14 protein-coding genes and 3 pseudogenes are annotated in these 17,128 nt (G+C 35.4%); 2 read left to right on the top strand and 15 right to left on the bottom strand.

All coding sequences use genetic code 11. The annotated features are described in order from the left end of the window. Positions 1-337 precede the first annotated feature (337 nt). The 9 genes and pseudogenes from ACFVS1_RS07380 to ACFVS1_RS07340 all read right to left on the bottom strand — a co-directional run bounded on the left by ACFVS1_RS07380 (position 338) and on the right by ACFVS1_RS07340 (position 8,611). Positions 338-895 (bottom strand): hypothetical protein, encoded by a 558-nt coding sequence (locus ACFVS1_RS07380; protein WP_387546044.1) that lies wholly within the window; start codon positions 893-895, stop codon positions 338-340. A 301-nt stretch (positions 896-1,196) separates the two neighbouring features. Next, positions 1,197-1,814: a DedA family protein gene (locus tag ACFVS1_RS07375; protein ID WP_387546041.1), complete on the bottom strand. Its 618-nt coding sequence runs from the start codon at positions 1,812-1,814 to the stop codon at positions 1,197-1,199. Between the two features lie 12 nt (positions 1,815-1,826). Then, positions 1,827-2,486, bottom strand: coding sequence for a phosphatase PAP2 family protein (locus ACFVS1_RS07370; protein WP_387546039.1), 660 nt, complete (start codon positions 2,484-2,486; stop codon positions 1,827-1,829). Between the two features lie 54 nt (positions 2,487-2,540). Continuing rightward, positions 2,541-2,939 carry a hypothetical protein gene (locus tag ACFVS1_RS07365; protein WP_387546037.1) on the bottom strand — a complete coding sequence of 133 codons (399 nt, stop codon included), beginning with the start codon at positions 2,937-2,939 and terminating at the stop codon, positions 2,541-2,543. A gap of 978 nt (positions 2,940-3,917) precedes the next feature. Then, complete coding sequence (locus tag ACFVS1_RS07360) at positions 3,918-4,538, bottom strand: ABC transporter ATP-binding protein (RefSeq protein ID WP_387549227.1); 621 nt, start codon at positions 4,536-4,538, stop codon at positions 3,918-3,920. A 105-nt stretch (positions 4,539-4,643) separates the two neighbouring features. Further along, positions 4,644-6,023, bottom strand: coding sequence for a HAMP domain-containing sensor histidine kinase (locus tag ACFVS1_RS07355; protein ID WP_387546035.1), 1,380 nt, complete (start codon positions 6,021-6,023; stop codon positions 4,644-4,646). A gap of 15 nt (positions 6,024-6,038) precedes the next feature. Continuing rightward, the gene (locus ACFVS1_RS07350) at positions 6,039-6,713 is read right to left on the bottom strand and encodes a response regulator transcription factor (protein WP_387546033.1); all 675 of its coding nucleotides are present in this window, start codon (positions 6,711-6,713) and stop codon (positions 6,039-6,041) included. 127 nt (positions 6,714-6,840) lie between these two features. Then, the gene (locus ACFVS1_RS07345; protein WP_387546030.1) at positions 6,841-7,491 is read right to left on the bottom strand and encodes a PepSY domain-containing protein; all 651 of its coding nucleotides are present in this window, start codon (positions 7,489-7,491) and stop codon (positions 6,841-6,843) included. A 318-nt stretch (positions 7,492-7,809) separates the two neighbouring features. Beyond that, positions 7,810-8,611 (bottom strand): annotated as a pseudogene (locus ACFVS1_RS07340) (COG4705 family protein). A gap of 278 nt (positions 8,612-8,889) precedes the next feature. On the opposite strand from ACFVS1_RS07340, the pseudogene ACFVS1_RS07335 reads away from it, so the two are divergent. Continuing rightward, positions 8,890-9,372: pseudogene (locus ACFVS1_RS07335) on the top strand (transposase); the annotation flags it as partial. Positions 9,373-9,973: 601 nt separating this feature from the next. Here ACFVS1_RS07335 and ACFVS1_RS07330 read toward each other — a convergent pair. After that, positions 9,974-10,162 carry a helix-turn-helix domain-containing protein gene (locus ACFVS1_RS07330; protein ID WP_387546027.1) on the bottom strand — a complete coding sequence of 63 codons (189 nt, stop codon included), beginning with the start codon at positions 10,160-10,162 and terminating at the stop codon, positions 9,974-9,976. Between the two features lie 331 nt (positions 10,163-10,493). Between ACFVS1_RS07330 and ACFVS1_RS07325 the strand changes: the two genes are divergently transcribed. Further along, positions 10,494-11,351, top strand: a complete 858-nt coding sequence (locus tag ACFVS1_RS07325) for a COG4705 family protein (RefSeq protein ID WP_387546025.1) — start codon at positions 10,494-10,496, stop codon at positions 11,349-11,351. A 718-nt stretch (positions 11,352-12,069) separates the two neighbouring features. On the opposite strand, the gene ACFVS1_RS07320 is transcribed toward ACFVS1_RS07325, so the two are convergent. The 5 genes and pseudogenes from ACFVS1_RS07320 to ACFVS1_RS07300 all read right to left on the bottom strand — a co-directional run bounded on the left by ACFVS1_RS07320 (position 12,070) and on the right by ACFVS1_RS07300 (position 17,020). After that, the gene (locus ACFVS1_RS07320) at positions 12,070-12,525 is read right to left on the bottom strand and encodes a DUF6843 domain-containing protein (protein ID WP_387546023.1); all 456 of its coding nucleotides are present in this window, start codon (positions 12,523-12,525) and stop codon (positions 12,070-12,072) included. Positions 12,526-12,556: 31 nt separating this feature from the next. After that, the gene (locus ACFVS1_RS07315; RefSeq protein ID WP_387546021.1) at positions 12,557-12,994 is read right to left on the bottom strand and encodes a bleomycin resistance protein; all 438 of its coding nucleotides are present in this window, start codon (positions 12,992-12,994) and stop codon (positions 12,557-12,559) included. 274 nt (positions 12,995-13,268) lie between these two features. After that, positions 13,269-13,874: pseudogene (locus ACFVS1_RS07310) on the bottom strand (recombinase family protein). A 924-nt stretch (positions 13,875-14,798) separates the two neighbouring features. After that, a complete protein-coding gene (locus tag ACFVS1_RS07305; RefSeq protein ID WP_387546018.1) occupies positions 14,799-15,728 on the bottom strand; it encodes a glycosyltransferase family 2 protein in 930 nt (309 codons plus the stop codon). Between the two features lie 14 nt (positions 15,729-15,742). Next, positions 15,743-17,020, bottom strand: coding sequence for a glycosyltransferase family 2 protein (locus ACFVS1_RS07300; RefSeq protein WP_387546015.1), 1,278 nt, complete (start codon positions 17,018-17,020; stop codon positions 15,743-15,745). Between the last annotated feature and the right edge of the window lie 108 nt (positions 17,021-17,128).

Below are 17,128 nucleotides of genomic sequence, written 5' to 3'. Positions count from 1 at the left end.
GCATTGCCCACAAAACCCAAAAAACCATAATTAAAGTAATATAAAATAAATTCAATGTAATTCTTTTATGAACAACAATTGAAATAACATCACTAACAATTAAACTAACTAAAGTTAATAAAACACCTATTAACAATGCATGAACAGATAGTTTTAATCTCAGAAATAGCAAAAGATTGGATGATCATGCTTCATTTGAAGTAATATGTTCTAGTGCTTCAGGATAATCACAAATCTTTATACTGGGACATATTGATAACCGCTCTTTCGAAGAAAATGGCTATGAAGTGATCCGTCTTCCCGCTAGATGCAGTCCATATTCAACTTAAGCATCTATTTATTTAAGTTGATCTTTAATTTTTTGTGTTTCTGCTTGTATTTTCCCAATTTGAGTTTGTAGATAATTTGTCGCATTTTGGAGTCGAGTTGTTTGCGCTTCCGCTTTTAAGTCCTGCTTTTGCTGATCTAACTCTTGTTTTTTTAGCTCTTTACTTCTCAAATATGCAATTCGCTCATCTTCTAGCTGTTGTTGTCTATCAAGTTTTGCTTGTCTAGCTTGTTCTCGTTTTTGTTTTTCCGCATCAACATTCTGTTTGTTAGCTACTGGATCATAACCATTTTGATAAGCCACATTCTTATCTTCTTTTTGAATAATATAGGAGCCATCAGACATTTGAATCACAATCATAGATTCCCCTTGATTGGCTTCATAGTTCTTACGCTGACCCTTAGCAACATGGTATTTACCATTGTATTCAAAATACACATCATCACCTTCAATATTAGCCGAACCCTTGTTAGCTACCAAACCATATTTAGGTGCTACTTCAACACCACCACAACCAGTTAAAAAGGTTAGAAACAAAGCAGCTATTGTTAAAAAGTACTTTTTCATGTTGAATTCCTCCCAAATTATTACCCCTACAAATAATAATCGGTAAATTTGGTAAGATTTTAAGTCATTAATTGAATGAATCTTACAATTCCAATCCTTTGACTCCCATATATTCTGAGGCATGAAAAAAAAGAAGTACTTCCCCTACTGTATAATGTAAGTGACAATACGAACACAAACAAGAGATTCACCGAACGAAGGGATCTAATCCTATTATCCCCCACCATTTTTATAAATTTTTAACGTACGCTTAAATTATTTATTAATTTACTCATCAAGAAAAATTATGGATTGGACTAAATTACTTTACATTTTCTTGACGTTTTCTTTTAAAAAGAAAAACAATGAAAAGAATAAACAGCAATATGAAAATCGCATAAACTACGTTTGAATAAATGTCCATATACCCTACGATATTTCCCCATGAAGACCCCACTGCAGCCCCGATATTTACAAGGATGACATTCCATATCAATGTACCTGCTGTTGTAAATAATAAAAATAGCCAAAAGTTCATATGCGACATGCCTGCAGGAATGGAGATTAAGCTTCTAATCAACGGAACGAGTCTACAGAAAAAGACCGTCCATGCCCCATATTTGTCAAACCATCTATTCGCCTTATGGACGTCAGATATGGTTAGTCGAAAAATATGCCCCCATTTATCCACAAACTTTTCTATTCTTTTTACGTCAAGTAGTAAACCAATCCCGTAAAGAACCACAGCTCCTGCCACTGACCCCAGAGTCGAAGTAAGAACAACTCCGACTATAGTCAAATTTGATGTAGTTGTCATAAAACCTCCAAAGGTTAAAATGACCTCCGAAGGAATCGGTGGAAAAATATTTTCCAATGCTATCAATAGAAAAATCCCAATATACCCAAAACTATTCATAAATTCCGTAATCCAATTTTCCATTTTAAACGCTCCTTACTGTTTGACAGTGTTTTTATTATTCTTCCGTTCCTGATGCCTTTGGAAAAACCATATAGAAATAGCAAGCCAACAACCACTCGCTAAGTATCCACCTATGATATCACTTGGATAATGGACCCCCAAGTAGATTCGACTTATTCCAATCGAAAGGATCATCATGGTGCTCAACAAAATCAACAGAATTCTCCCCCATTTAGTCCGAATATGCCGCCATAGTAGAAATGTGAGGATACCGTACAAGGTGAACGCATTCATCGCATGTCCACTTGGAAAACTGTATCCCCCTATTTCTATGAGCCGATGTAAATCAGGACGGGTGCGGTGAAAGAAAAGTTTCAATATCAAATTGAGAAGGGGTGAGCCTATTATGACAGCACTAAACAAGACCAGTTCCAAGCGATGTTTCAATACCCTATATAGGAAAAGCAAAACAAATATAGAAAGTATTATCACAGAACTAGCCGAGCCTATGAACGTGAAGAATTTCATGAGGGTTGTTAAAATCGGTGACTCCCAGCCTTGTATGAAGGAAATCACGATTCCATCAAAATTCAAGAATTCATGTGCACTTATTGTGAATGCCATCAAACTGAATCCAATTAAAGAAAATACACTTAATACAAAGGCAATAGACAATTTAAACTTTAAATTCATAAAATCATCCTTTTATTTTAAAAACCAGAGTTGATGGTTTATTAAAACCTCAACTTAGATATTTCTATTTTTTCTCATTCTATAGGATAATGTCAGCAGCCATATTAATAATATTGAAGGAATGGCTATGGCTACCACTTCGACTATTAGTGGATTGATTTTTGTGTTTCCCAGAATATCCACAGGGATTGAAGAGCTGGAGTATACTTCTTTTTCCCGGTCACTGCTAGCCGTTACATATAATTTATACTGATCTGTATAGACAAATCGGATTGGTAATTGGACTGTTTTTATTTCATTTGGCTTTAACGTTCCAATGTATATGGGTTCGTCTGCGCTATAATCTTCCAAATTTACCGTCCAATGCTTAATCGTATTAGCCATCGTAATGTAAGCCATAACATCAGAAATCGACTGATTCGTATTATTAATTACTTGTGCCTTTATCCTCATTTCGAAACCAGGATACTCCTTAATACTTTCTGGTGACATGACATTTACTGAAATATTCGGCTGTGTAGCGCTTTGAGAAAACTATGTTGTGTAAATAAGTATGGTCTTAAGGAAAAATATCTTTCTCATATTATTCTCCCTCCAACAATTTAATATTTCGACCTGCTAACAAAAGTGCCAAAATCGACACAATGAAAAAAAGAAAAACTGGTAAAATATCTAACGCAATGATGGAGATGCCGAACTTATTGATCATTAAATCCTTAGCAGCTAATAACGTTGACGACACAGGACTAGATCGATCAATAACGTATGCAAAACCAGCCTTTTTTATCTAAGTTGATAAAAACATGGGTAGCATCGCTATTAAAAAAACGACGATGGAGAGTAGCGTTGCATTTTTTGTTGAAGATAGCCATGCTGAAAACGCCAAAATAAAAGTGAGAAACCCAGCACAAGAAAAGTCCCAATTACAAACAATAAGAAGAAGAAGAGACTTGGTAATAGTTGAGTTCCATAAGTTAATGCATAGAAGTACGGTGAACTAATTACTAGAATACCCAACCAAAAGACACAAATGACAGCTGCCTTCACAAATATTAATTTCAGGTTGGATAACGGGGTCAACTTTAAGCTTTCTAATGTACCTCGTTCTTTTTCATTCGAAATCATAGTTGAACCAATTATTAATGAAAATAGAATCCCAATGCCTAAAAGAACCTTCAAAAATGTGATATTCACTCCACCTGAGCTAGAAAACTTAACTCTTTAAACGTAACGAATGAAAAGACTAGTAAACTAAATAAAACCGATAGTGCAAAATAAATTCATAAACCTTTGATGGATATGACATGCTATTTTATTTCCTTATAAAACAAAACTCTCATCATCCTACATTCTCCTCAGATTTTGTTAAATAAAAGAATATATCTTCTAAGGTGACTGTCCCGTTCTCTGATAGGTTCTGATATTTACCCATTAAGTTTTGAATGCTATTTTCTTCAATAAGATTACCTTTTGAAACAATGGCCACTCGATTGCATATTTCGATATTTCTTTTAATAATTGAGATGTTATGAAAACGGTAACTCCATTCTCTTTATTTAATCTTTGAATATTGGCCTGAATATCCTTCTGGCCTTGAGGATCCAGCCCAAGAGTTGGCTCATATAAAAAAATAAGAGACGGCTCATGGATAATAGATTTGGCAAGTCCAATTCTTTGTTTCATCCCCCTAGAATATTGTCCGATTCTCACATGAGCTTTCTCTGCCATTCCCACCCATTCCAATACCTCTTCGATTCTGCTTTTTAACTTCAATCTAGGATATTCATATAATTTTGCAAAAAAAGTTAAATATTCGCATCCGGACATCCAATTATAATAGCCATGTGATTCTGGAAGAACACCTATCATTTTCCTGATTTCCGAAATGTTATGATTTGTTTTTTGTTTCTCTATTAATATTTCCCCATTAGTTGGCTGAATTAATCCATTCAACATTCTGATTGTCGTAGTTTTCCCTGCTCCATTCGGTCCTAAATATCCATAAATATCACCATTGTAAACAGAAATGTTTAAATCATTAACAGAACGAATCCATTATCATACTTTTTCGTTAGGCTATTTGTCTCAATCATCATTTTTATCTCCTATCAATATTCTTATATTTATTCAGCTTTGCACCTAGCTTACAACAATCATTCACCATGAATAAGGTATTAGAAGAATGATTGCTGTACCTTTACCGATCGTACTCTCAGCTAAAATGTCACCTTTATATTCCTCCGTGATATCTTTAGCGATGGACAGACCAAGACCGTTTCCTCCCTTACCCCTGCTACGTGCCTTATCCACTCTATAGAAACGATCGAAAATATATGGCATGTCCTCTTGACTGATGCCATATCCATTATCATGGATCTCAATTTTATATTTATCTTTCTCACTACTGGTTTTTATGATTACCTCTTTATTTTCACCACTGTACTTTATTGCGTTATCAAGGATAATGATGAGAAGTCGCTTCAACTGCTCCTCAGGAATTGCAAGCAAGGTCTCACCATGGACCATTTCCTCTCTGTTTATTTTTAATGATTCATGAATCAGCTGGTAATCGTTAAGTACCTCATTTATTGTCTCTAAACCATTACAAGGAATGAAAGAACCTTGCACTTCTTTCTGCTTATCCATTCGAGTAAGTAATAATAACTCATTGGTTAACTCAATCATTCTGTCTGTTTCCTTAATGCTTGTGTGCAGCGAGCTTTCTAATACGTCTTGTTTATTTTTTCCCCATCTTTGTAATAGAGAAAGATGTCCATGAATAATGGCTAATGGAGTTCGAAGTTCATGTGATGCATCTTCAACAAATCTTTTTTGTTGTGCGATTGAGGCCTCAATCCTATCCATCATGGAATTAAAAATTATACTAAGCTGCGAGAATTCATCTTTTGATTCCATGACAGGCACTCGTTCCTGGAATTGATTGTCTTCAATTTTTCTCATCGTATTCGTCATTAGAGTAAGTGGAGATAACAGTTTCCTTACCAAAAACCAACCACTTACAAGACTTAGTGCTAATGACAAAAATGTCCCCAACACCAAGACCCAGATTACTTTTTCCATAAACGTATCGAAGGTTTCAATATTCTTTCCAATTTCCAGTGTACCGTTAAAGGAATCCACTCTTAATGGCTCTTTTATTAGAAGTAAATCTTCTCCATCCTCTTTCATACGGTAAAAACCATTTTTCAATACCCTATCCTGATCCGGAAAGTCATTAGAAATGTTATATAATTCATTTCCATCCTTATCCAGAACTCTTATCATTTCATTTCTTTCAACAATTTTTTCAAAGAGGTCTTCCGAAACTAACAAGTCTTTCCCGCTAACGTGCTTGGATTGCTCCATGATAATCGTACGGATTTCCTCCGAACGTTTATATAATTGGTGTTCTTCTTGTTTAGAAGTAAATGTCTGAATAAGAATGAGTTGAATAAGGTTACAGAAAATAAAAATTAAAAATATTAATATGGCAGAAAAAATGGTCATTTTCCATTTAATAGACACCCTATTCAACATGTTGTTCATCCACCTTTAATCTCTTAATACGTATCCTGTACCTCTAACGGTTTGAATATAAGATTCCTTTTCCTTTCCATCCGCTTTTGATCTTAGATAGCTTATATATACATCTACAATATTCGTCTCAATGATAGTGTCATATCCCCATATTTCTTCTAATATGAATTCTCTTGTCAACACTCTATTCACGTTTTTCATTAACAAAAACAGTAAATCGAATTCTTTCTTTGTAAGTTCTATAATTTCATTTCCTCGTTTTACGATTCTGGATTCCAAATCCAAGTCCAAATCTTTGTAGCTTAATTTTTTGTTAATTAAAGGAATTTCAGTTCTTCTGAAAATCGCCCTCATTCTTGCTAACAGTTCCTCAATTTGGAACGGTTTTGAAATATAATCATCCGCCCCACTATCCAAGCCAGAAATTTTATCTAATACGCTGTCTCTAGCCGTGATCATGATAATCGGAGTATCATCCATACTGGAACGAATTCTTCTGCATACTTCAATCCCATTTAGACCAGGTAGCATTAAATCTAATAAAATAAGGTCAACATTCTCATTTAAGGCTTTGGTCAAACCCTCTCTACCATTAAAAGCAGTAACCACTTCATAGCCTTCATACTCCAACTCTAAACGAATAAATTGTGATAAGTTTTCTTCATCTTCTATAATCAATATTTTTTTCATACAAGGCCCCTGATTTATTTTATTTAAACAAAAAGGGTGCCATGAAATTTGATGGACACCCTTCACTATTTTCATCATGTTCAAATGTGTATCATTATTATTGTACTACTTTTTAAACACCATTCACTTATTCTTTATCATTTTCATTTTTATCTTCATCATCAGATTCAACTTTTACGATTTTACCTGTCTGTGCGTCAATTTTAACATCTTGTTTACTTCCGTCTTTCGCTTGCACCTCTACTCCATATACAACCGTTCCGTCTTCATCTTCCAACTCAACATCCTTAACGGTACCCGGCACTTTCTCTAGCGCAATTTTTTTACTTTCCGCTTCGGTCAATTTTGCTTTTTTCGCTAAAGCGGCTTGTTCCTGCTTATCATTCTCTTCTCCGTCATTCTCTTCATTGCCATTCTCTTCTTCGTCATCAGATTCAACTTTTACGATTTTACCTGTCTGTGCGTCAATTTTGACATCTTGTTTACTTCCGTCTTTCGCTTGCACCTCTACTCCATATACAACCGTTCCGTCTTCATCTTCCAACTCAACATCCTTAACGGTACCCGGCACTTTCTCTAGCGCAATTTTTTTACTTTCCGCTTCGGTCAATTTCGCCTTTTTCGCTAAAGCTGCACTTTCTTGTTTATCACTCATCTCTTGCTGCTCCACGGGCTTGTCCTTTGTTGAGGCAAATACAAACGCTGAACTCGTTGCCCCACCACCAATAATTGTGGCGGCAATCGCAGGAATGACATACTTTTTAATTTTCTTATTCATTAAAAACCCTCCAAATATATTATTTACTACAGTTAATATCTTACCCTACAGAAATAAAGACTGAATGAAGAAGGCATAAGACTTTGATTAGAGTTTCATTAAAATCTTCTAATCTTTCAATCAAAAAAAATAATCAAGTTATTGCTTCACTCAGCATTCTATCGTGATCCCTCGTTTAAAAAGTTGGTCCTCCCCTTTCTAATTGAAAAAAAGACTGCCTCGGCAGCCTTTTAAAGCCTTTCTTGTATTATTACTCATATGAGCAACTCTATTTTTATTCCAAATAGAAACCATTCCTTGTTTCAAATATAGCTCGTTTTAGTCTTCTGAGCGCGGTTGTGAACTCTCGTCCTTCCTTGTCTTGGTTAGATAGATGACCAAGCTTAAGATGGTTACTAGAAAAATTATGCTTGTTCCCACTGTACTCAAACCAAGACCACCCTCTTTGTGCGGCTGTGACAGGAAGTCGCCAAGAGAGGCGCCCAGAGGACGGGTCAGGATGTAGGCAATCCAAAATGCCAGCACTGCATTTATTTTAAAGAAGTAGTAGGCGATGGTCACCACCGCGATCAGTGCGGCGAACATAAGCGCTGACTTCCAATAACCCATGTTGATACCCTCTGCTATGAGGTCACCGGCGGGCAATACCCAAAGCGAAGGTAAATAGGATGGCTAACCAGTAAAACGCTTCCCTCCTCGGCGTGTAGATGGAGTGAATGGACAGAGTCCTCTCATTCGCGTACCAAACCACGAAGGTCACAATCAGCGCTAGGGTGAAGAGTATGGTCGTCGTTCCTAAAGCGACACCGTAGTTGTCCACGAGGTTGTCGGTGTTCAGCGTGCCGACAATGCTAATCAGAACGACAGCGAGCCAGTAGATTCCTGGTACGTACTTCCTAGCCCTAAACTGGAAGAATAGCGTGATGAGAAAGATGAAAGTGTCATGACTAAGGTCGTGTTGGTCATGCCCCAGTGCAGGTTAAAAATTAGGAAGTCTGCGGCCGTCTCACCCACCGTGGTTGCCAAGATCTTGATGATCCAGAAGTAGATCGTGACTTCTGGAACCTTATTCAAAATATGATGGGCCCAGTGATGGGGCAGATGCGCTTTTATCAGACATAGATGGATTTTTACACAATGAACTCATCTCCATTTTTTTACTGAATTTTGTATTGATTTCAATCCAAAAATTACGATTTAAAATATTCAAAAAAACCACTCTAAATGTCAAAAAACTTTACAATATGTGGATTGTTCATAGAGATTTTCTCTATTATTATCTACTCATCAAGCTCTTTTATTCTTAATATATTATTTCTCTAAATCCTCTTTATCCCCACACAAAAGTGATACAACTACAGCAGTACTTTATTAAAATCATGCCCCTTCAGCTCTCCCATACCGGCTTTACCCTATACACGAACACGGACAAAAGAAGGATTCTTCCGCAAACATGAGTATGTTTACGATGAACATTTTGATTGTTACCTTTGCCCTTCGGGCGAGGTTTTAAAGTACTCAACAACAAATAAAGAGGGATATCGCGAGTATAACTCTCCCAAACACATTTGTAAGACATGTTCATTTTTATCACAATGTACAGAAAGCAAAGACCATCAAAAAGTGGTGACGCCCCATCTCTGGCAAGAAAATATGGAAGAAGCAGATCACCTGCGTCCTCATCAAGATGTAAAATCGATCTATTCGAAACGTAAAGAAACAATTGAGCGTGTATTCGTAGATGCAAAAGAAAAGCATGGTATTCGTTGGACTACTTTAAGGGGACTTAAAAAATTGTCGATGCAGGCGATGCTTACTTTCGCTGCCATGAATTTAATGAAAATGGCCAATTGGACATGGCGAGGTACAAAAATGGCCTAACATGGTGTGCTCGTAGAGACCTATACTCTTAATCTTGAGCAAAATTCCAAGAAAATATCAAAAGGGGTTCGGAATTAAAACATTCCGAACCCCTTTTGTCGACAAACTGAGGTCAGCCAGTTATTTCTGGCTGACCTTTTTTTATATCGATATATTCTTCCGGTAGCCGGGGTGAACGTAAGCACCCGTGGGGATTTGACCCGGTCAACTAAACAGTTCCCCCTACTTGTAGAAACATGCTCGAGGCTGGTTGGGACTATGATCTCGTATAACAAGTGAAGCTATGACACTACAAGAAGGAATTAGGGGGTACCGGTGATTTTATTTTATGAGGGGTAATGTATGAATCCGGTCATTGGTCTGGATGTGGCTAAAGTGAAAGTCAGGTTCAGCATTCTTGGATAAAAAGAAACCATATAAAAAGAGTTTTAAAGTAGCACATACGCTTGAAGGGTTAGCTAATCTTCTAGATTTTATTAGAGAAGTAGAAGATGTATCAGGGGGACGTCCTCCCATTGTATTGGAATCCACTGGACATTACACCAATTGTTCAGTATTTCGAAGACAGAGGATAATTATTGATTATCGTGAATCCCCTCATCTAGCTATTTAACATAGCCTTTTCTTTAAAAGAACCTGTGTTTTCACTCTGTTGTATCCACCGGTCTAAAGAAGAAGGAGTAAGTTCATATTCTTCAATAAGAGCCTTTCCGTTTTTCCCATTTTGGTAGAGTTGAATGATCTTTTGTTTAAATTCGGAAGTAAACGTACGGCGTTCTCGCTTGGTCATTTTGGGTGAGTGCTCCCTTATCTGTAGTGAGTTAAGTGTAGCTGCCCTTAAAACTTCTGTCCAGATAAGTGTAGACGATTCAAATCTTATAAGCAGAAGAATACCAAAACGACAAAAATGATCATGATATTTCAGTAATCATATTCCAAGGAGAGAATGAGAATTCCTAGAAAAAACACATCAAATGCTTACCTAATTCCATCTTATTTTTATCTTATTTTCATCTTCCTTTCATCTTCTTTTCATCTTCTTTTCATCTTCCTTTCATCATTATATGAGATTATAAATTGTAATTTAAATTAAAAATAAAAGGGAAGGGAATGAAATTTAAATGTCAACTGCAAAAAAAATCGTAAATTCGTCGATTAACAAGATTCCTCAATTGGCACTCCTATTTTGGATTATGAAGATCGCTGCGACAACGTTGGGAGAAACAGGTAGCGATTTGGTTACTGTTCCTGGAACAGAAGATAATTATTTAATTCCATTTCTGTTTTTCGTAGGTGTTTTTGCTGTCTTTTTAACCATTCAATTGTTTGTTAAGAAATATATACCTCCTGTCTATTGGACTGTTATTCTATCAACAAGTCTTGCGGGAACAGCATTTTCTGACTATATGGACCGTTCATTAGGTATAGGATATATGAAAGGTTCTCTTATATTAATTAGTTTGCTGGTTATTATTTTTTTATTTTGGTATTTCACTGAGCCAACATTAAACGTTAAAAGTATTGCAACAAAACGAGTTGAAGTTTTATATTGGATGGCCATTCTAGTTTCTAATACATTAGGAACAGCGGCAGGAGATTTTTTATCGCACAAGGCTGAAGGAGTCGGAAAGTTAGCCGGTGGAGGTAGTTATATGGAACAAGGATTAGGACTAACGATTGCTCAAGGCGCAATGGTCACAGGCGGGTTAATATTATTAGTTATTTTAGCTTATTGGTTTACGAATATGAATAGAGTGTTTTTATTCTGGGTAGGATTCGTGTTGACTCGTCCTTTCGGAGCTACTTTCGGAGATTACTTGATTAAACCTCAAGAAAAAGGCGGACTAGGATTAGAAAATGGTACACAAATCGCTTCCGCCATTTTATTGGCTATTCTTGTAATCTGCATGATTATTGAGTTCACAAGAAGTAAATCGAAAATAGATGAATCTAATAAGACAAACAAAGAGGCTATCTAATAAGTTCTTAAAATAAGTGCGTGGATATACATTACCTTCATAAGTCCCTCCATGCCCCCGGGATACAGGAATAAAATGCACCATATGGTTTTACTGTTTTCCTTGTAGAAAAACAGCGTTATCTTCTAGAATTTAACGTAATAACGAGGTGAACATTTATGAATAACGCTGACTTACGGTTAGAGCTTTCGGTGGTCACTCAAAATGAAGCAGGAGTATTTCTATATGTCCCGCCAACATTTCGCTGAAAACATACGGTAAGACATTTTTTGGAATTAAAAAGCAGGCTTTTTATACGCTAAGGATATTTTTCACCATAAACCCTCGTTTTTGGTGAATTTTTAAGATGCAGTTCGTAGCGTGGCTTTCTTGAAGGTTTTCTATAACCAAAAGAAAAACCAAAAACAAATAACCAAAATAGCAGTTTAATAACCGTTATTGGTATAAATTAACAGACAATAACCATTTTTTTCTACAATATTTTCCTTAGCGTATGTTTTCCTCGTTTTACTGGTAGGACCCCATCGCCATATCGCCATCAGCTAAGGTGAATTTGTATCATCATAAAAACGCTATTCTTTTTGTAGATATATACAGGAAGGATGGCGTTTTCTATGAGTTTTTCTGTTTCAGACGAACAAAACTACTTATCTCCATCTTCTCTACAACAATTAGCTAAAGAAGTTGGTTTTGTTCTACGTACAAGTAAATATCAAGCTCAAGAATTAATTGCTTTATGTGTATAGCTTAGAAAAGGAATTTCCTTCCGGTTTTCTCCCGTAAAACTTCCACTTCTCGATAAGTGGACACATTGCTCATTAATTGCTGATCGATGTTCATTTTCATCTACATAATAGTATTTGTTGGTTACCGTTTTATCCACATCCTTATATAGAGTAGAGGTAAGGTAAACACCATAATGTTGTATTTCTGTGCCTTCAAATGCAGTCAAATTCTTAAGTTCTATTGGTATGGTCGTATATTTTCCTTCTTTTTTTAACACAGGTTCATTTGGGATACCAAATATAACCAAAACAGAGCCCTCGAAGTCTTTAGGAATAATGTATAGTTCGTTTGATTTCTCTTCTTTAAATGAACACCCCCCAATAATGAAAAAAAATATACAGCTCCGATCTTCAGCTAACGCACCCGTTAGTTCATTAACGAGATACAATTAATTACATGCAGTTTTCCATGAAAACAAGTTAATCACCAACAACTGGAACTCCTTCATTTTCTCTTTCCCCCAAGCTTTGGACGAATCTTAATAAATATCCGTCTGGGTCCATGATTAAAAATTCCTTTTGTCCTCTTAATTTAGTATCTGCTCTATACCAATTCTCCTGAATTTCCATCTTAATCGGGTACTGATGCTTTCTAAGACTCTTATATAATTCGTTAATATCACTTACCGTTATTTGAAAGTTAATTCCCCTCCCAAAAGGATATGATAACTCCCCTGTCTGCCAATAACCATTTATCTCTTCAATCATAATTTGACAGTCATTTAATGATAGCATAGCGAATTTATCTTCTGGGCGTTGATACTCTAACTTAAACGAGAGAATGTTTAAATAAAAATTAAGACTTTTATTTATATCTGAAACTGATAACTCTGGTACTAATGTATTTAGTCTAAACATCATATATATCTCCATATCCAATTTTGTTAATAAATGTACCCCTTATTCTATCATTCCTTGTTCAACAATCCTGCCCCGATAGTTCAAGTAAAAGCAAACGTCACTCACTGTACATCTTTAACGCACAGTTAATGACGTTTGCTTTCACAATATGACTGTATGAATATGTGTAGTACAGCCGAGCCACTTCTGGTTCATTAAAATCTGCCCTTTCCTTTCTCCCGTGGAAAAAGCTACTTATTTGACGAGTTTCTTCTATCTATATAGTGAAATTTTAAAAGTCTTTTTCATATTCCTTTACCAGCTTATAAAAAGTTGTCTTTTTAACGCCCAATTTCGTCATGGCTTTAACGGCTGTTATCTCTGCTGCTTTCCAAAACTCCTAGACTTCTTTAAATTCTTCCGTTATTTGAGCTTTCGGTCGGCCGAAGGGCACACCGTTTTTCAATGCCATATCATTTCCTTCACGTTGACGTTTCCGGATGCGGTCCCGTTCTTCCTCCGCCATCCAGGAAAGAATTTGCAGTACTAAATCTGCAATGAATGTACCTAGACTATCTTTATACTGAGTAGTATCCAACAACGGCATATCCATGACCACGATATCCGCCTGAATATTTTTTGTGATATCATTCCACTCCTGAAGAATCTCTTCTTTGTTCCGGCCAAAACGATCTAAGGAATGGATGTATAGTACATCTCCTTTTCTCAACATTCGTTTAAGCAACTGATATTGGGTTCGATTGAAATCCTTGCCACTTTGTTTGTCCATAAAAATATCTCGTTCGCCTATCCCCTTTTCTTTCATAGCTTCGAGTTGCCGTCCCTCATTTTGATCCTTGCTGCTAACTCTGATGTATCCAAACTTTCGACCATCCATCTGTACCTACCTCATTTTCATTCCTTTTTCTATTATTCAAATAAAAACGTTCGTAAAAGTATATGAACACAAGCGAACGTTCGTAAAATTTTTTAGAAGTTTTGCGGACGTATTAAACAGCCCATATAAAGCAAAAATACCCCGTTCGCAAAAGTGTACTTTTACGAACGGCCAACAGAATTGTTTAAAAAAGAATATAAACCTAATTTTCTAGAGCTTCAAATAGAAGTAACAGAACATTATGATGATGGATGAAAAAAAAGGAATTCTTAAAAATGATAAAGATCAAGTAATAGTAGAAAGAAATTATTACCGTAATAAAAGATATATAGAAAAGATTAGGTATCCAGACGGGTTTTTATTTTCAACACAAGTTTATATATTTCAGATGGTACACCTGGAAAAGTAGTTGGTGCTAAGAAAAGGATAGTTAAAGAAAAAAAAGGTTGGTTTTTATACAAAAAGGAATTAGATGACAAAATTTCAGAAAATCACCGTTCTATCTCTAAAAGTGATCTTATTAATTTTTGTATCCAATATACCTTTGACAATAGTGATGAAGAAAGTATTGCGAAACATATTAGTGATTACCAAGAAAGCAGGGCTACTAATAAAAGTAGCTCTTTTTTTATGTTTTTTCAAATACAGCCTAGATTTGTTTATAGTAAAAGGGCCTGCCGTCAAAACGCGGATAACTTATGTTAATTAGACTATCATAAAGTGAGGATAGTTCGTTCAATATATTAGCGAATATCCTCTCTTTTTCTATAAATCAGAAAGATAAACAAGACCTAATAAATCTTATTTAATAAGTTTAATATAATCATATGTTTAAGCTATGCTTTGGATGATCTCTGTAGAGGTCAATTTTCAGGGTGCAAAACTTGAGTAACAAATCTAGAGTCTCGGCAGTAAACCGGGATTCTATTTCAATTCACTTTTTTGAACCGATTTGTACAACTGGTTTTGAAGTAATTCCAGTACCTTTTTCAACCTTGTTTGATTCCTTTTCTTGTTAGAATGATTCTTGTCGGTTACATCTTGTTGATTTTTTGATGGATTGCTCAACCTTTCAACTCTCTGTGAGTTCTTTTCCAATTTATTTCGTTTTATGCTTGGTTTAATTGTTTTTTCCTTTTCCCTTTGTAATATAGTCATTTTACTTTTTCCTCCTTGTCCATTGTTCACAATCGATCTATAATCATCAGAGTATTCGACCAAGTCAGCCCATTGAATCAAATCATCATCTGCAACCTTCCAAGTATGATTTTCCGCTTCATGTCTGATAACAGCAAAATGATGCTTATTAGAAGAAAATATCTTATATCCCTGTTTTTTACATTCCATGATAAAAAAATAGTCCTCTGCTCGATTCATCTTTTCAAATTGAATTTTTTCAAACAACTCTTTCTTAATAATTAGCGTCGCACCTGCAACCGTATCTGACTCATCATTCTCAACGCCTGAGACTAAAATTAACGATTCTTTCTTTTTTAAAAAAATATAATACGAGTTTTTACCTAATACATGAATATCTCCTTTCTTTAGCTCTTCACTCGCACTAGTAAGATATAGGGGACCGTAGTAATCATCATCATCAAACTTTGCAATATATTCATATTTAGATTTAAGTACTCCAAAATTCAAACAATCTCCCAACGTTGCTTTTTCAGATAATTGGTATACCTGCACATGATCATATTGCAGCGATTTTTCTTTCCACTTATCAAAATCCATCGTATCACTATTTAAAACAATGATTAATTCTTTATCCTTCCAAGTTTGCTGATTGTAGTTATTAAATACATTTTGGATAAAATCTTCCCTCATTGTACACGTAATAATCGAAAACATGATTCTTCAACTCCTCATTTAGATTTAATAACTTTTTCAATAATATGCGTCAAATGTGGATACTTTTTTAATTTTTTTATTGTATTTATATCTTTGAGAAGCTGTTCCTTTTTATTTGAATCAAATCCGGCTGCTCCAAGAACATTGAAATGGCGGATATCAATCTGAAGCAACAATGCACTCGTTTTCAAAATTTCCCTTAAGTTATTATGAAAAGCTTGAAACTCATTTGGGTGACGGCTAATAAATAATTTATACTCTGACAGCATTTTATTCATCGTGGAAACATCGGTAAAACGTGCAATCTCTAATGATAAAAACAATATATCTATATCTGGATGCTTCCTGATGAATACATTGTAGTTCTTCATGGCTTGTTTCCAATTATTTTCGCCAATCGGGTGCTCTTGATGGTACGATATTACATTTTTTTTGACTAAATACTTAGCTCCCACTTTATATAAACGATATCCTAATTCCCAATCTTCATATCCATAACCGACAAAGTCTTCATCAAACCCGCCTGTCTGCATCAATAACTCTTTACGGATAGATACATTTCCAGTCAAAAATGCCATCCAAGGAAATTGAAAACCAGACAAGTTCTCTCCGTATTCTTTAATAATCGTGCTGAACCATGTTACTCTATTAATAAGATTTTTATAAACCTGGTTGCTAATTTCATTTTTTCCTATCAGTGGATAAGGGCTGGGGTTTGTTCTGACATAATTCTTATATCGCGTGTGAAGTGTAGAATTTGATTTAGTAATATTCTCTATTTCTTTTAGTTGCTCTTGCTTAAAGTTTGGGTAAATGCAGGTGTAAACAGACTTACAAAACATGGCGCCTGATACAATCAGGTTTTTTTGTGATTTGTGGTAATTAAAGTGGTTTTCGACAAAATCGGGCTTAGTAAGCATTTCTGCATCCAAAAAAATGAGAATGTCTCCTTTTGCTGCTTGTATTCCGACGTTTCTTATTTTCGCTCTCCCTTGGTTTTGTTCAAAATGAATCAATTTGAAATTATATGGAGGATTGTAGCTTTTGAGTTGCTTTCTCGTTTCATCAGTAGAGGCATCATTGATAAAAATCACTTCCATTTTATCCGGGTCAAACGTTTGTTTTTCCAAAGCATATAGAGTCAATTGATTGAGAGGATATTTATTATATGAAGGAATGATGATACTCACTTCAATATGATTTTTTGGCTTTTCGGGGTTTGTCTCACTTTTTCCTATCGTTTTATTAATGACCAATCTTAACACACCTTTTTTCTTTTTAGAATTCTCCACCACTTTATACCTACACTATACTCATGCTTTTAACTTGTTGTATAAGCTAGTGTCTATATAAACCGCATATTTTTGAGTAATCGCTACTCTACATACAACGGGGCGTAA

The organism is Peribacillus sp. NPDC058075 (assembly GCF_042885195.1).
Classification (GTDB): domain Bacteria; phylum Bacillota; class Bacilli; order Bacillales; family DSM-1321; genus Peribacillus.
Note: the sequence above shows the minus strand (reverse complement) of the source record. Positions and strands in the feature narration are given on the sequence as shown.